The following is a 15,018-nucleotide window of genomic DNA, read 5'->3' on the forward strand; positions in this document are numbered from 1 at the left end:
CTTTTCTTCGGCGACGCTGTTCTCTAGAGGGAGCAGGCCATGATCCTGACCCTCTCCTGCCCCGACCAGCGCGGCATCGTCGCCAAGGTGTCCGCCTTCCTCTTCGAGCGCGGCTGCAACATCCTCGACGCCCAGCAGTTCGACGACCAGGAGACCGGTCACTTCTTCATGCGCGTGGTGTTCGACGCCGATGGCGCCGACCGCGCGGCCTTGCGCGAGCAGTTCACCGCCGTGGCGACCGAGCTGAAGATGAAGTGGACCCTGCGGGACCGCGCCGAGCGCTATCGCGTGCTTCTGCTGGCCAGCAAGTTCGACCACTGCCTGGCCGACCTCGTCTATCGCTGGCGGATCGGCGAGCTGCCGATGGACATCGCTGGCGTGGTCTCCAACCACCCGGCCGAAACCTACGCCAATGTCGATCTCTCGGGCCTGCCCTTCTATCACCTGCCGGTGACCAAGGAGACCAAGTTCGAGCAGGAAGCCGAGCTGTGGAAGCTGATCCAGGAGACCAAGACCGACATCGTCGTGCTCGCCCGCTACATGCAGGTGCTGTCCGACGGCCTGTCGGCCAAGCTGTCGGGCCGCTGCATCAACATCCACCACTCGTTCCTGCCGGGCTTCAAGGGCGCCAAGCCCTATCATCAGGCCCATACGCGCGGCGTGAAGCTGATCGGGGCAAGCGCCCACTATGTGACCGGTGACCTCGACGAGGGCCCGATCATCGAGCAGGACGTCGAGCGCATCAGCCACCGCGACACCCCTGACGATCTGATCCGCAAGGGCCGCGACATCGAGCGCAGAGTCCTGGCTCGCGCCCTGCGCTATCGCCTGGAAGACCGCGTGCTGCTGAACGGCCGCAAGACCGTGGTCTTCACCGACTAAGGTTGCGCGTACAGGAAAAACTGGATACGGGGCATCCTCTTCTAAAGGCAGAGCATTTCAGGGCATGTCTCAGCAGACTCTACGCGTGATGGTGACCGGCGGTTCGGGCTTTATCGGTTCGGCCGTGTGCCGCCACCTAGCCGGCCAGAACAATGTCGCGATCCTCAACTACGATAAGCTGACCTACGCCGCCTCGCCGGCCAGCCTGGCCATGCTGGCGGGCAAGGCCGACTACCAGTTCGTGCAGGGCGACGTCGCCGACGCGGCGACCGTCTCGGCCACGGTGAAGGCCTTCCGCCCCAACGTGATCATGCACCTGGCCGCCGAGAGCCATGTCGACCGCTCGATCACCGGCCCCGGCGACTTCGTCCAGACCAACATCGTCGGCACCTATGTCATGCTGCAGGCGGCCCTGGAGCACTGGCAGGGTCTTGAGGGCGAGGAAAAGGCCAGCTTCCGCTTCCATCACATCTCGACCGACGAGGTGTTCGGCAGCCTGGGCGCCGACGGCCTGTTCTCCGAGACCACGCCCTACGATCCGCGCTCGCCCTATTCGGCCTCGAAGGCCTCGTCCGACCACCTGGCCCGCGCCTGGCATCACACCTACGGCCTGCCGGTGGTCGTCTCGAACTGCTCGAACAACTACGGCCCCTATCACTTCCCCGAGAAGCTGATCCCGCTGGTCACGCTGAACGCCCTCGAGGGTAAGCCGCTGCCGATCTACGGCAAGGGCGACAATGTCCGCGACTGGCTGCACGTCGAGGACCACGCTCGCGCCCTGCACCTGATCGCCACCCAGGGCGTCCCGGGCGAGAGCTACAATGTCGGCGGCCGCAACGAGCGCACCAATCTCGAAGTGGTCGAGGCCATCTGCGACGTGCTCGACGAGCTGCGCCCGATCGCCGGCCAGCGCCGCCGTGACCTGATCACCTTCGTCGCCGACCGTCCGGGCCACGACGCCCGCTACGCCATCGACGCCACAAAGCTGGAGACCGAGCTGGGCTGGAAGGCGCAAGAAACCTTCGACACCGGCCTGCGCAAGACCATCCAGTGGTACCTGGACAACGAAGCCTGGTGGGCCCCGCTGCGCGAACGCTATGACGGCCAGCGCCTGGGGCTGAAGTCCGCCTGATGCGTATCGCCCTCTTCGGCGCCAACGGCCAGCTGGGGTCTGACATGGTGAGCCTGGCGGCTCAGCGTCGTCTCGACCTTATGGCCGTGACCCGCGCCCAGGTCGACGCCGCCGATCCCGAGGCCGGCTTCGACGGCCTGGACTTCGACGTCGCCATCAACTGCGTGGCCGTCACCCGGGTCGACGACTGCGAGAAGGACCCGGCCCCGGCCGTGGCGATCAACGCCCACTTCGCCGGTCGCCTGGCCAAGGCCTGCGCCGCCAAGGGCGCCAGGCTGGTCCAGGTCTCGACCGACTATGTCTATGGCGGCCAGGTCGAGCGCGAGCCGCTAACCGAAGCCATCGGCCGCGCGCCGGTCAATGTCTATGGCGCAACCAAGGCCCTGGGCGAGGATCTGGTCAAGCTGGAGCACGACGACGTCATCGTCGCCCGCGTCGCCTCGCTGTTCGGCGTGGCCGGGGCCAGCGGCAAGGGCGGCAACTTCGTCGAGACCATGATCCGCTTCGGCAAGGAACGCGGCCGCCTGACCGTCGTCGCCGACCAGATGATGTCGCCGACCGCCAGTTATGACGCCGGCGAGGCCATTCTCGACCTGATCGCGGCCAAGTCGCCGGCCGGCGACTATCACGTGGTCAATTCGGGCGTGGCCAGCTGGTGCGAGTTCGCGACCGCGATTATCGCCAAGGCCGGCGTCGCCGCCGAAGTCGTTCCGATCCCCACCAGCCAGTTCCCGACCCCCGCCCGCCGGCCGCCCTACAGCGCGCTGTCGAACGCCAAGCTGGAAGCCGCCATCGGCCGGCCAATGCCGCATTGGACCGACGCTCTGGACCGCTATCTCGCCGCCAAGGGTCACGTTTAGACCCCGATTTCGCCAAGACCTGCCCGAAATCATGGTGTCGAACCCGGAACCCCGAAACTATGGCTCACGCCGTCGCGAAAACCGCTCTAGGGTTTTGGCCACAGGACTGAAGAAGAAGACGTATGAAGGGCATCATCCTCGCGGGCGGTTCGGGCACGCGGCTCCATCCCGTGACCCTGGCGATCAGCAAGCAGCTGCTGCCGGTCTTCGACAAGCCGATGATCTACTATCCGCTGTCGGTGCTGATGATGGCCGGCGTGCGCGACGTGCTGATCATCTCGACCCCGCGCGACCTGCCGCTGTTCGAAGGGCTGCTGGGCGACGGCGCCCGCTGGGGCATCAACATCACCTATGCGCAGCAGGCCGACCCGAACGGCCTGGCCGAGGCCTATCGCATCGGCGCGGACTTCGTCGGCAACGAGCCGTCGATCCTGGTCCTGGGCGACAACCTGTTCTACGGCGCGGGCCTGGGCCGCATCCTGCAGGGCGCCCGCGAGCGCTCCAAGGACGGGGCCAGCGTCTTCGCCTATTTCGTCAATGATCCGCAGCGCTACGGCGTCGTCGAGTTCGACGCGACCGGCAAGGCGGTGTCGATCGAGGAGAAGCCGGAAAAGCCCCGTTCGAACTGGGCGGTGACCGGCCTCTACATGTACGACAACCGCGTCGTCGACTTCGCCCGCGATCTCAAGCCGTCGGCGCGCGGCGAGTTGGAGATCACCGACATCAACCGCCTCTATCTGGAAGCGGGCGCGCTGTCGGTCGAGCGCATGGGCCGGGGCTTTGCCTGGCTGGACACCGGCACCCACGACAGCCTGCTGGAGGCTTCGGAGTTCGTGCGCACGCTAGAGCACCGCCAGGGCCTGAAGATCGGCTGCGTCGAGGAAGTCGCCTACCAGAACGGCTGGATCTCGACCGAGCAGCTTCTGGGCCTGGCCCACGACCTGCAGAAGTCGCCCTACGGCGCGTATCTGAAGATGATCGCCGGCCAGGGCGAGCACGGGGCGCGGTAGACCAAAACTGCCGTCATCCCGCGCTTTATGCGCGGGACCCATGGTTCAGCTTTCACGAGCGTGTTCGTGCCTGCACTTCACTTGCGGCGGACAGATGGGTCCCGCGAACAAGTCGCGGGATGACGAAATGGTTTGGGTCTAAGGTTTCGGCTGCGCCGCCAAATCCTGGGTCTTGGACGCGCAGCCCTTCAGGGTTTCGCCGTCGATCCACACCTCGGCCATGTAGCCGTAGCGGCGGTCGGACATGCCGTCCGAGCATTCGCCGGGGGTCAGGCGCAGGACCAGGCGCTGGTCTTCGCCGATGGTGGCGTCCCAGACGCCCTGTTCGCCGTCGGCGCGCACACCGGGATTGGCCGGGGCGATGTCCGGGTGATCGGGACGCGAGAGGGTCACGCTGCCTTCGCGGACCTTCACGTTCCAGAACGGCTCGGTGCCCACCGCATCGAAATCGCCGGAATAGTCGGGGCCCACGGCCATCGGCGCGTCGGCTGGCGGCGGGGCTTCCTCGGCCGAGCCCATCGGGGTCTGCCCGCAGGCGGTCAGGAGAAGCGAGGCGGCAAGGAAGGCGTGGATGCGCATGTCTTTGTCTATCCACTCCGGCGATGACGAAGGCTAGAGTTCCCGACGATGAATCGGACCTCGCCCCCCACTTTCCTGGAATTCTTCGCCGGCGGCGGCATGGCCCGCCTCGGCCTGGGCGAGGGCTGGACCTGCGCCTTCGCCAACGACTTCGACGCGGTGAAGGCCGACACCTATCGCGCCAACTTCACCGATGACGCGGACGGCCATTTCCACACCGGCGACGTCTTCGCCCTGACCGCCGACGCCTTGCCGACCGCGGACCTGGCCTGGGCGTCCAGCCCCTGTCAGGACTTCAGCCTGGCCGGCGCGCGAGCGGGCCTGGCCGGCGGCAAGTCCTCGGCTTTCTTCGGCTTCTGGACGCTGATGAAGGCCCTCTCCGCTGAAGGCCGCGCCCCGCCGGTGATCGTCATCGAGAACGTCGTGGGCCTGCTGACCTCGCACGGCGGCGACGACTTCACCGCCCTGTGCGGCGTGCTCTCGGAGGAGGGCTACCGCTTCGGGGCGCTGGAGATCGACGCGGCCGCCTTTACCCCGCAATCCCGTCCCCGTGTGTTCGTGGTCGCCACCCGCCTGGAGCGCGGCGAGCTGGAGGGCGGCAGCGCTTTCCACACCCGCGCCGTGCGCGAGGCAGCCGCCCGTCTGCCCGACGACCTGAAGGCCCACTGGATCTGGTGGGGCGTGCCTTCGCCGCCGGCCCGCAACACAGACCTGGCGGTGGTGCTGGAAGACGACGCCGCCGTGACCTGGAATTCGGACGAGCGCACGCAGGCCCTGCTGGAGCTGATGGCCCCCGCCCACCGACAGGCGGTCGAGCTGCGGGTCCGCGAGGGCGGCCGTTCGGTCGGGGCGGTATTCCGCCGGATGCGCGGCGGCGAGCAGCGGGCCGAGGTGCGGTTCGATGGTGTCGCGGGTTGCCTGCGCACCCCGCGCGGCGGCTCCTCGCGCCAGACCCTGCTGGTCATCGACCAGGGCGTGGTCCGCTCGCGCCTGATCAGCCCGCGTGAGGGGGCGCGGTTGATGGGCCTGCCCGACAGCTACGTCCTGCCGCGCTCGCAGACCGCCGGCCTGCAGGTGATCGGCGACGGCGTGGCGGTCCCGGCCGTGCGCTGGCTGGCCCAAAGCCTGCTGGAGCCGCTGGTCGATAGCAAAACTGCAAGCCTCGCCGCCGAATGACCCCCTGACAGGTGGGGGATCGAGGACTAGGGTGCGCCGCTTCCCGCAACCTAGAGGCTCCGAGGCACCCGATGGACGACGCTTCCTCCCTGTATGACGCCGCGCGTTTCAAGCGCGCCGGTCGCGGCAAGGTCTATGATTCGATCATCGACACCATCGGCGACACACCCCTGGTCCGCCTGCCGCGCCTGTCGGCCGAGCTGAACCCCAAGGGCGAGGTGCTGGCCAAGCTGGAGTTCTTCAACCCGATAGCCTCGGTCAAGGACCGCATCGGCGCCTCGATGATCGAGTCTCTGGAGGCCCAGGGCATCCTCAAGCCCGGCGCCACCATCGTCGAGCCGACCTCGGGCAATACCGGCATCGCCCTGGCCTTCGTGGCCGCAGCCAAGGGCTACAAGCTGATCCTGGTCATGCCCGAGAGCATGTCGGTCGAGCGCCGCAAGATGCTGCTGCTGCTGGGCGCCAAGCTGGAGCTGACTCCGGCCGAGAAGGGCATGCGCGGCGCCGTCACCCGCGCCCAGGAACTGGTCGAGGCCACGCCCGGCGCGGTCATGCCCCAGCAGTTCGAGAACGGCGCCAACCCGCTGGTGCACCGCGTCTCGACCGCCGAGGAGATCTGGAACGACACCAATGGCGCCGTCGATGCGGTGGTGTCGGGCGTCGGCACCGGCGGCACGATCACCGGCGTCGGCCAGGTGCTGAAGGCCCGCAAACCCAGCCTGAAGATGGTTGCCGTCGAGCCCGAGGCCTCGCCGGTGCTGTCGGGCGGCGCGCCCGGCCCGCACAAGATCCAGGGCATCGGCGCCGGCTTCGTGCCGGGCGTGTTGGATCGTGGCGTGATCGACGACATCGTCCAGGTTGGCAATGACGACGCCTTCGCCATGGCCCGCCGCGCGGCGGCCGTCGAGGGCCTGCCGGTCGGCATCAGCTCGGGTGCGGCCCTGGTCGCCGCCTTCGATCTGGCCCTGCGCGACGAGTACAAGGGGAAGACCATCGTGGCGATCATCCCCAGCTTCGCCGAACGCTACCTGTCCACGGCCCTGTTCGAGGGCCTCTAATCTCTCCAAGAGGCCTCATACGCGTCGGCGTTGTCGGTTGTGGGGTCGGCGGCATGGCCGCCGCCCTCGCGCTCGCGCGCCGGGGCCATGAGGTCACGCTGCTGGAGGCCTTCGCCGCCCCGCGCCCGCTGGGTTCGGGCCTGCTGCTGCAGCCCACGGGCCTGGCGGCGCTGAAGGCTCTCGGCCTGGACGAGACGATCCGCGCCGCCGGGGCCCGCGTCGACCGGCTGGAAGGCCACGACACCCGCGGCCGGCAGGTCATGGACCTGGACTACGGCGACTGGCGGCCGGGCGCCCATGGCGTCGGCATCCACCGCGCTGTGCTCTTCGACACCCTGCACGACGCCCTGGCGCCGGCCGGGGTCACGGTCGTCACCGACGCCCGCATCCTTGGCATCGAGAACCCGGCCAAGCCGGTCCTGCACGACGACCGTGGCCGCGCGTTCGGGCCGTTCGATTTGGCGGTGGTCGCCGACGGCTCGGGCTCGGCCCTGCGGACCGCGATCCGGCCTGGCGCGCGGGCGCCGGTCTATACGTGGGGCGCGGTCTGGACCAACGCTACGGACACCGACGGCCGCTTCGCCGGCGCCTTGCGGCAGGTCTATCACCGGGCCGAGGTGATGACCGGCGTCCTGCCGGTCGGGCGCGGTCCCAAGGGCGAAACCAATCAGGTCAGCATCTTCTGGTCGTTGCCGGTGGCCGACATGGACGCCTTCCTGGCCGGCGATTTCGAGGCCTGGCGGCGCGAGCGCCTGGCGCCGCTGTGGCCGCAGGCGGCCGCCCTGCTGGAAGGCCGCGAGGACTGGGGAGGTTTCTCCCGCGCCCTCTATCGCGACGTCTCGGTGGGCCGCTGGAGCCGCGAGGCCTGCGTTCTGCTGGGCGATGCCGCCCACGGCACCAGCCCGCAGCTGGGCCAGGGCGCCAATCTGGCCCTCGTCGACGCCGTCGAGCTGGCCGCGCGGCTTGGGCAGGACAAACGCCCGACCACGGTGGCCGTGCGCGCCTGGCAGGGCCAGCGGCGACGGCATACGGGGATCTATCAGCTGGTCTCCAAGGGCCTGACGCCGCTCTTCCAGGCGCATGGCGCGTTTTGGCCCCTCATGCGCGATCTCTTCTTCACCCCAATGTCGCGCTGGCCAGGGCTGAAGCAGCTGGGCGTCCTGCTGCTGACCGGCACCCTGCGCCTGGGTCGCTTCCCGCCCGAGACTAGGCCGTGACCACCGACGTCTATGACGCCGCCAAGCGCTCGGCCGTCATGGCGCGGGTTAAGAGCAAGGACACGACGCCGGAGAAGGCCCTGCGCCGGATCCTGACCGGGCTGGGCGCGCGCTACCGGCTGCATCGCAAGGATCTGCCGGGCAATCCGGACCTGGTCATGCCGGGTCGCCGGCTGGCCTTCTTCGTCCACGGCTGCTTTTGGCATGGCCACGACTGCGCGCGAGGCTCTCGCGTGCCCAAGGCCAATCGCGACTACTGGCTGGCCAAGGTCGCCCGCAACAAGGCCCGCGACGAACGCTCGATGGCTGCGCTGGAGGCCTCCGGCTGGCGGGTCGAGACGATCTGGGAATGCGCCTTCAAGGACGAGCCGGCGCTGATCACCCGGCTCTCGGCGCTACTGGATCAGGCCGCGCCGGAAACCGGCTCTGCCGACGCCAGCGATGCGGACCGCGCCAGCACCTGAGCGAGCGCCCCGAACAGTTCGGCCGGGTCGATCGGCTTGGAGACATGGGCGTCCATGCCGGCCTCGGCGCATTCGTCCCAATCCTTGGGCGTGGCCGAGGCGGTGACGGCCACGACGGGCGCGGCGCGGTTCGGACCGGTTCCGGCCCGCAGGCGGCGGGTGGTCTCGCGTCCGTCGAGGCCGGGCATGTAAACGTCCATCAGAACCGCGTCGAACACTTCAGAACCCAGCAGTTCGAGGGCCTCTTCCCCGGACTCGGCCAGGGTGGTGTCGACGCCGAACGGCTGCAGGATCAACTCGATGGCCCGGCGATTGACCACGTGGTCGTCGACCACCAGCACCCGCAGGCCGGTGATCGAGGGGCCCTCGGTCGCGACGGCCGGCGCTTCGGCAGGATCGAAGGCGGCGGTCAGGGTGAAGTGGGCGCCATGACCCGGCGCGCTCGTGGCCGTGAGGTCGCCGCCCATCATCCGGGCCAGCTCGCGGCTGATGACCAGGCCCAGGCCCGAGCCGCCATGCTGTCGGACCACGGCGCTGCTCAGCTGGTCGAACGGTGTGAACAGGCGCGGCAGCACCGCCTCGGCGATGCCCGGACCGGTGTCGATGACGTCGATGGTCAACCGGACGCCGCCGGCCTCTTCGCGTGCATGCAGGGTGATGGTGACGCCGCCGTGCTCGGTGAACTTGATGGCGTTCGAGAGAAGGTTGTTCAGCACCTGACGCAGGCGCATGCCGTCGCCGGTGACCCAGCGCGGCAGGCCGGCGGCGCCGTCGATACGCAGGCGCAGGCCCTTGCGCGCCGCCTCGGGCCGCCACAGGCGCAGGGTGTCGGCCAGGGTCTGGCGCAGGTTGAAGGTGGTCTTCTCGACCGACATACGGCCGGCTTCCAGACGCGAGAAGTCCAGCAGGTCGTTCAGCAGGGTGCGCATCAGTCCGCCGGCGTCGGCGATCAGTTGGGCGTGAACTTTCGCACTCGCCTCCGGGACCTCGCTGTGCAGGCGCGCCGCGCCGGCCAGGATGGCGCTGATCGGGGTGCGCAGCTCGTGGCTGATCATGGCCACGAAGGCAGACTTGGCGGCCACGGCCTCCTCGGCCTCATAGCGGCGGCGCTCGGCCTCCAGCTTGGCGTCGGCTTCGGCCTTCATGGCCTGGCGCAGGGTGCGGGCGGCCACGACCACCGAAATGACCAGCAGCAGGGCCCCAAGCCACAAGGCGTTGGCCAGGGGAGAGCCCGGATTGGCGGCCCGGGCCACGAAGGGCACGATCAGCAGGTAGGCCACATGCGGCAAGGCCGCGGACACGATCGCGGTGCGGCTATGGACGTTCGCCATCACCACGTTCAGCAGCGCGCCAGCCAGCAACATGCCGCCCAGGGTCGGGGCGAAGCGGACGGGCGAGGCGAACAGCGGGATCGACAGCATCCCGAACACGGTTGAGGTCAGGAATGGGGTCAGCTTCAGCGCCATGCGTCGCCAGCCGCGATCGCGGCGCGATCCGCTCGCCAGGCTCCGCTCGGCCAGCACGATGGCGCCGTACAGCGCGGCCCAGGCCCAGACCCACCGCATGCCCACGTACTGGTGCAGGATCAGCGCGACGGCGACGGTGGCGGTCAGGCGCAGGCCGGTATTGGCGCGCTGCGAGGCGAGGGCGCGGACAGCAGCTCCGTTTTCGACATCCGCGCTCATAGGGCGCCCAGCCTCCAGGGAGATCGAAATGCGATCCCAGCCTCGGGCGAGACCTATCCGCGAAGGGCTAAGATGAGATGAAAGAACGCCGTCACGTCAATGGCTTGGCCCAAAATGGGGACGCTTTACGGGCGCGGACCGAAGGCCTTGGCCAGATCGTCGGGGCCGATCCCGTCCAGTTCCAGCCGCTTGAGGCGGGCGGTCTCGCCGGACGCCAGGCGCACGGCCGAGCGCGGGATCTTCAGGGTCTTGGCCAGGAAGGCGGTCAGGGCGGCGTTGGCCGCTCCATCCACCGGCGGGCTGGACACCCGCACCTTCAGATAGGGCCGGCCGTCCGCGTCCAGCGCCCAGCCGTCGACCGCATCGCGGCCGCCCCGGGGCGTCAGACGGACGGCCAGAACCTCCAAGACTAGCCCAGCAGGTTCAGCAGCGTGCCCTGGAGGGCCGGCAGGATGAACAGCTGGATGCCGCGCAGCAGCAACAGCACGATGATGGGGCTGATATCGATGCCGCCGATCGAGGGGATGATCCGGCGGAACGGCGCCAGGATAGGATCGGTGATCCGGTCGAGGAACGTGGCGACGTTGTAGACGAACTGGTTGCGGCGGTTGATCACGTCGAACGCGAACAGCCAGCTCAGGATCGCCGAGATGACGATCGCCCACCACAGCAGGTCCAGCAGGGCGTTCAGGATGAAGAAAACGAGATTGATGATCGGGGCCATGGGACTTCCGTGGTGACGCCGAAGCTTCTTGCCGCGCCCGGCCCCGACTGACAAGGCGGGGCTTGCGAGAACCCCGCTTGACGAGCGGCGAAAGGGGCCGTATTTCCGCCGCTCCTTGGGGCCGTAGCTCAGATGGTAGAGCGCCTCGTTCGCAATGAGGAGGTCAGGGGTTCGATTCCCCTCGGCTCCACCAAGGACTCCATTTAAGTAATTGTTTTTGTTTGATATTATTTGGAAAGCTCCTGGGCTTCCCCACGAGTTTCCCCTCATTTCTTCCGCGCTTCGATGGCACTGTCTGCGTCGAGATGGTGCGCGCTGGGATAAGCTATTTTCACGATAGTTGGGCCGCAGCAAGCCGACAGGGTGGAAGTGGCCAGATGTTAACGCCGACCCACTCTGAGCAATAATTTGCCGTGATGTGGCTCATAGTACTTCGTCGCGCGGCCTAACGCCGCATCCCGCTACAGCCAGTGATTCTGGACCGCAAACCGCTCTCCATGAGAGAACAACAGCGTGATGCCTCGCCTTACTTTTTAGGTGCTGGCGAACGCCGAACGCGCCAAGCTCGGAAGTGAAGGTCAGTGAGGGCGGCAATGACTTCATCGGAAATCGAGCGTTACTTTGACGCCTTGGTACGGCGCCCTAGGATACGCCTCCAGCCGCGCGCCGTGCTATTTCAAGACGGAACCTGCCCACGCCCGAACGAATGTCATCAGAACGTTGACCGCTGGGTAGCCGATAGAGTCGGCTATATCGCTGTGAGGGGATGGGCGATTAGCGCAGTCGGCGGTGACTATCCTGGCGCGCCGTTGTGTCTTGAAGCTCATTCGGTCGTACGATCGCGGGCGGGAAAACGACTCTTGGATATTACCCTGAAACAGGCGGTAGCCTTTCTCCGCCATGTAGGGACCGATAGCGAATTTGAGTTCATGCGTGCTGACCGGGCTCAGGTGTGGTGGCCGGTTGGCGATCCGCTCAGCGCACCAACGTTTATGACCGAATTGGACAGCGGGTCTGGATGCCATCATTTTTGATGTGCACCCCTTTTGCGCCGTCTTGTATCCGACCCATGTGCATCATGGTCGGTGCGTTTGTGATCGGGCACCAGTCGTGTGGAAGTGATGCGAGCGGTGCCTTGGAAACTCACAGCAGTGATGGGTCGAATAGCATTAGAAACGGCGTTAAGTGCAACTGAGAGCCACGACTTTCGTCACGGCGAAATAAGCCTTAAACCCAAACGCTAGCGAAGTTAGAGCGACGGCAAAAATCACGAACAGGCCGAAATAATGCCATCCAATTCTATGGTTTAGTGATGTAAAAATATCCGAAAAACTTTTACCCAAATTGTCGTATTCTTCTTCGAGTTTCTTTTTCTGGCGTGAAATCTCGTTGCTAATTGCGTGAAGTGTGATCCCCTGGTTAATGAGCGCGATAAGCAGGAAGAGAACAAACGCGCTAGCGCCCACAATCAGCCCAAAATTGGACCAGGACTGGTATCCGCACGATTCAGCAGATTTTAATTGTGTGGCTATAACGGCAGTAGATATTGGAATACCGAGCATTTGTCCCTGAATATCGACAAATGTTCTGTGTATTTTTCCGATGTAGTCGACCTTAGCGCTTTCTATTTCGCTACGAACTTTTGCGTACGAGAAGCTCGACGCAAATAGTTTATACCCATTTTCGAGCGCATCTTGAATATGATCAAGATTTTTCAAGATGTACTGAAATCTCTGATCCCTGGGCTGCCCAATTGTCATTTCAGAGATCGTGGCTGACAAAATCGTAAGTTTCTGGTCCTTATGAAAATCACCTGACAATGCGTCTCTAAGGGGCGCTGCGGAGAGACTACCTATCCGGACGGCGTCCGCTTTGGAAAACTCTATAGGTATTATAATCTTGCTGTGTTGAAAGAATACAAGTTCGCGTCGAGTTTGATCTACTAGTGCAGCAGCTTCTGAGAGCCGAGAAACTAGCTCAAGAATACGCCTATAGCCGACCAGCGCCTTGGTAAGTCCCGGTGTGACGGAGTTACTGCCATCCTCGATTACGTAGAAGTTCTTTGGTTCTTCAAAAACGCCGTTTGGTGAGTTTATGAGGCCGTCAAAGTCTCTTGCCAGGATGCCGATGCCAATTTTTGGCGAGCCAATTCTGATCGGAACCTTCTGGCCGAGCTTCAGCGAATCGGGTTCGACTTGCACTGCAATATTGGCATTTTCGGGCACCGGATCTTGTTCAATGCGCTGGATGACTTCCAGAACCTTGGCCGATGAGATTTCTAGCTCGCCGACATCGTCATCCAACTGGAACTTGGTGTTCCGATAGATCGTAACGAGATCGTCAAAGCCGATGCCCGACACGCTAGATGCTCCTGGCGGTGTCGGCGTCGGGGCCGGAAACCTGTTCGCTGAGCTCCTGCGTGAGAGCGTCTGGCAAATCCACGAGGGTCAGTGTTTTGCGGTCGGCATCAAAGCGGATCTTACCCATGGTGATCGCGTCTCGCTCGAACTCCAAGTTCCAAAGCGAAGTCTTGGCCTTGATCCGCACGAGAGTGCTCAGGGCGCGACGATCAGGGACAAACCCGTCATTGAGTGTAGCATCCGGGTCGGTTAGGATCGCTAGTAAGGTTTCTGGCTCATCCGGCATCAGCTCGTTGGCCAGGGCGCTGAAGCGAATTTCCTCCTTCTTGACCGCCGAGCGATCGCAAATGTCCTTCGCTTTGTGAAGGAACTCATCTTTTGCGGCCCCAACTAGTCCCCGGTCTTCCGCAAAGCGCTTGAGAACGCCAACAAGATCTGAGGTGTCCTTGCGCGACTGAATGGTCAGGTCACACCCTAGGAATTCTTTGAAGTACTCTGAAACGTCGCCACGCCCCTTAAGGAAGCCGATGTAGCGTTCCTCCGATTTCAACCAGCCGGTGAGATTGATACGGCCGGCGAAGCGGAAACCATCCATATCTAAATGCTCGATGTCGGTGACATCGAACGACCTGGTCAGTGCGGCGCCCAGCTTGTCGGTCATAATGGCGACTAGCAGGAACTGTTTTGCGTCGCGCTCAAAGTGGGCGAACAGGACGTGGCCACCGGTGGCGGCACCCCTGGCGCCCGCGCGGTATTTAAGGTTCTCCATCAGCTTCGCGGTAAGCCCTGCGAAGTCTGCCTTGCTGTCTACGTACTCTCTCAGGTGGGTCTGAGTGGGAAAATTGGCGTCATCCAGGGAAAACTTGCCGTATGACTTCGACGCGCGCCGGCTGTAGAGGTCGTAGAGCTCGTTGATCACCCGCTGGGCGGTCTTCGATGGCGGAAGATCGCTATTGCCTAGGGTGACCTGGAAGCCGCCCGTGCCCTTTTTCAGGTCATGAATAGCGGCCTTGATAATCTTATTGTCGCTCAACACGTCCCCTTTCGGAGGCTGCGTTTGCGCCTCCATAGCCCCCAATGAACCTCAGAGTGCATATCCGGATCCACTCTCGCAATAGCTCGGGCACGTTGATGGCCGGAGGGTCTTCGCGGCTGCTCTAGTTGGGGAGATATTTCGATGCGTAACCCATTCTGAATGCGCGGACGTTTATGGCGCCCTTGGCTAAGGCAAGAAACTTTAACGTCCATTAACCCAGTTGCCCGCGTTAGCGGTATGGTCGCCGCCAGCTTTGGGTGAACCGGTGAACGACAATCCTGCCTACGACGCCCGATCGGTGGCTAATGGACTTTTAGATGTTGCGGATGGCTATGGCCTTCCGGTGACCAATATCGGCCTTCAGAAGCTCCTTTATTTCACCCATGGCGCTTATCTGACCTCAGCCGGACAGCCGCTCGTAGGCGGCTATTTCGAGGCCTGGAAATACGGCCCGGTCCATCCTCAAGTGTATTCCTGCTTCAAGGTGTGTGGTGCCGAGCCCATACGGCATCGAGCGATGAGGCGCGATTTTGCCGCCGGTGCTGCTGTGGCGTTGCCTTTTGTTGCGGATCCACGCGTAAGTGATCTGCTAAGCCGGGTCGTCGGCACGTTGGGGCGCCTGCCTGCCGCGCGATTGGTGGCGCTGTCACATGCGCCCGGGGGGCCTTGGTATGCAGTTGCGAACGAAGCTAGAACTCGCGGGTGCGGGGTTCGTATTCATGATACAGTGATCGTTGAGCGATTCTTCCGGCACAAGCTGGACTTGAACGCCCGCAGCGACGGAGTTTCCCCTGTCGAAGAAGCGCTTCTTACCGCGTGAGGATCTAGCGAGAAT

At 64.7% G+C, this 15,018-nt stretch carries 15 protein-coding genes and 1 tRNA gene; 10 read left to right on the plus strand and 6 right to left on the minus strand.

The genetic code is table 11. The annotated features are described in order from the left end of the window. Positions 1 to 39 precede the first annotated feature (39 nt). The 4 genes from purU to rfbA all read left to right on the plus strand — a co-directional run bounded on the left by purU (position 40) and on the right by rfbA (position 3,884). The gene (purU, locus tag ABDW31_RS05310) at positions 40 to 882 is read left to right on the plus strand and encodes a formyltetrahydrofolate deformylase (RefSeq protein WP_184715208.1); all 843 of its coding nucleotides are present in this window, start codon (positions 40 to 42) and stop codon (positions 880 to 882) included. A 64-nt stretch (positions 883 to 946) separates the two neighbouring features. Further along, positions 947 to 2,014, plus strand: coding sequence for a dTDP-glucose 4,6-dehydratase (rfbB, locus tag ABDW31_RS05315; protein ID WP_184715210.1), 1,068 nt, complete (start codon positions 947 to 949; stop codon positions 2,012 to 2,014). Then, positions 2,014 to 2,874, plus strand: a complete 861-nt coding sequence (gene rfbD, locus ABDW31_RS05320; protein WP_184715212.1) for a dTDP-4-dehydrorhamnose reductase — start codon at positions 2,014 to 2,016, stop codon at positions 2,872 to 2,874. The genes rfbB and rfbD overlap by 1 nt, the downstream gene beginning before the upstream one ends. A gap of 122 nt (positions 2,875 to 2,996) precedes the next feature. Further along, on the plus strand, positions 2,997 to 3,884 hold the full coding sequence (gene rfbA / locus ABDW31_RS05325; protein ID WP_184715214.1) for a glucose-1-phosphate thymidylyltransferase RfbA: 888 nt from the start codon (positions 2,997 to 2,999) through the stop codon (positions 3,882 to 3,884). Positions 3,885 to 4,022: 138 nt separating this feature from the next. Here the strand turns inward: rfbA and ABDW31_RS05330 are convergent, their stop codons facing one another. Further along, positions 4,023 to 4,463, minus strand: a complete 441-nt coding sequence (locus ABDW31_RS05330; RefSeq protein ID WP_184715215.1) for a hypothetical protein — start codon at positions 4,461 to 4,463, stop codon at positions 4,023 to 4,025. Between the two features lie 48 nt (positions 4,464 to 4,511). On the opposite strand from ABDW31_RS05330, the gene ABDW31_RS05335 reads away from it, so the two are divergent. The 4 genes from ABDW31_RS05335 (at position 4,512) to vsr (ending at position 8,378) form a co-directional block, all read left to right on the plus strand. Beyond that, positions 4,512 to 5,639 (plus strand): DNA cytosine methyltransferase, encoded by a 1,128-nt coding sequence (locus ABDW31_RS05335; protein WP_184715217.1) that lies wholly within the window; start codon positions 4,512 to 4,514, stop codon positions 5,637 to 5,639. Positions 5,640 to 5,710: 71 nt separating this feature from the next. Beyond that, positions 5,711 to 6,697 (plus strand): cysteine synthase A, encoded by a 987-nt coding sequence (gene cysK, locus ABDW31_RS05340; RefSeq protein WP_184715219.1) that lies wholly within the window; start codon positions 5,711 to 5,713, stop codon positions 6,695 to 6,697. A 17-nt stretch (positions 6,698 to 6,714) separates the two neighbouring features. Next, a complete protein-coding gene (locus ABDW31_RS05345; RefSeq protein ID WP_343698442.1) occupies positions 6,715 to 7,914 on the plus strand; it encodes an NAD(P)/FAD-dependent oxidoreductase in 1,200 nt (399 codons plus the stop codon). Further along, positions 7,911 to 8,378 (plus strand): DNA mismatch endonuclease Vsr, encoded by a 468-nt coding sequence (gene vsr / locus ABDW31_RS05350; RefSeq protein ID WP_184715223.1) that lies wholly within the window; start codon positions 7,911 to 7,913, stop codon positions 8,376 to 8,378. The genes ABDW31_RS05345 and vsr overlap by 4 nt, the downstream gene beginning before the upstream one ends. Here vsr and ABDW31_RS05355 read toward each other — a convergent pair. From ABDW31_RS05355 to ABDW31_RS05365, 3 genes are all read right to left on the minus strand, one after another. Next, on the minus strand, positions 8,318 to 10,063 hold the full coding sequence (locus ABDW31_RS05355; RefSeq protein WP_184715225.1) for an ATP-binding protein: 1,746 nt from the start codon (positions 10,061 to 10,063) through the stop codon (positions 8,318 to 8,320). The genes vsr and ABDW31_RS05355 overlap by 61 nt on opposite strands. Before the next feature lie 125 nt (positions 10,064 to 10,188). Beyond that, positions 10,189 to 10,470, minus strand: a complete 282-nt coding sequence (locus tag ABDW31_RS05360) for a DUF167 domain-containing protein (protein WP_184715227.1) — start codon at positions 10,468 to 10,470, stop codon at positions 10,189 to 10,191. Positions 10,471 to 10,472: 2 nt separating this feature from the next. Further along, positions 10,473 to 10,787 (minus strand): YggT family protein, encoded by a 315-nt coding sequence (locus tag ABDW31_RS05365; RefSeq protein WP_184715229.1) that lies wholly within the window; start codon positions 10,785 to 10,787, stop codon positions 10,473 to 10,475. A gap of 117 nt (positions 10,788 to 10,904) precedes the next feature. Here ABDW31_RS05365 and ABDW31_RS05370 point away from each other — a divergent pair. Continuing rightward, positions 10,905 to 10,980, plus strand: a tRNA-Ala gene (locus ABDW31_RS05370). 988 nt (positions 10,981 to 11,968) lie between these two features. On the opposite strand, the gene ABDW31_RS05375 is transcribed toward ABDW31_RS05370, so the two are convergent. Then, on the minus strand, positions 11,969 to 13,147 hold the full coding sequence (locus ABDW31_RS05375; RefSeq protein WP_184715231.1) for a hypothetical protein: 1,179 nt from the start codon (positions 13,145 to 13,147) through the stop codon (positions 11,969 to 11,971). Position 13,148: 1 nt separating this feature from the next. Continuing rightward, a complete protein-coding gene (locus ABDW31_RS05380; RefSeq protein WP_184715233.1) occupies positions 13,149 to 14,180 on the minus strand; it encodes a nucleoid-associated protein in 1,032 nt (343 codons plus the stop codon). A gap of 268 nt (positions 14,181 to 14,448) precedes the next feature. On the opposite strand from ABDW31_RS05380, the gene ABDW31_RS05385 reads away from it, so the two are divergent. Further along, positions 14,449 to 15,003 carry a type II toxin-antitoxin system antitoxin SocA domain-containing protein gene (locus ABDW31_RS05385; RefSeq protein ID WP_184715235.1) on the plus strand — a complete coding sequence of 185 codons (555 nt, stop codon included), beginning with the start codon at positions 14,449 to 14,451 and terminating at the stop codon, positions 15,001 to 15,003. The last annotated feature ends 15 nt before the right edge of the window (positions 15,004 to 15,018 follow it).

It is taken from the genome of Caulobacter sp. (genome assembly GCF_039596335.1).
Classification (GTDB): domain Bacteria; phylum Pseudomonadota; class Alphaproteobacteria; order Caulobacterales; family Caulobacteraceae; genus Caulobacter.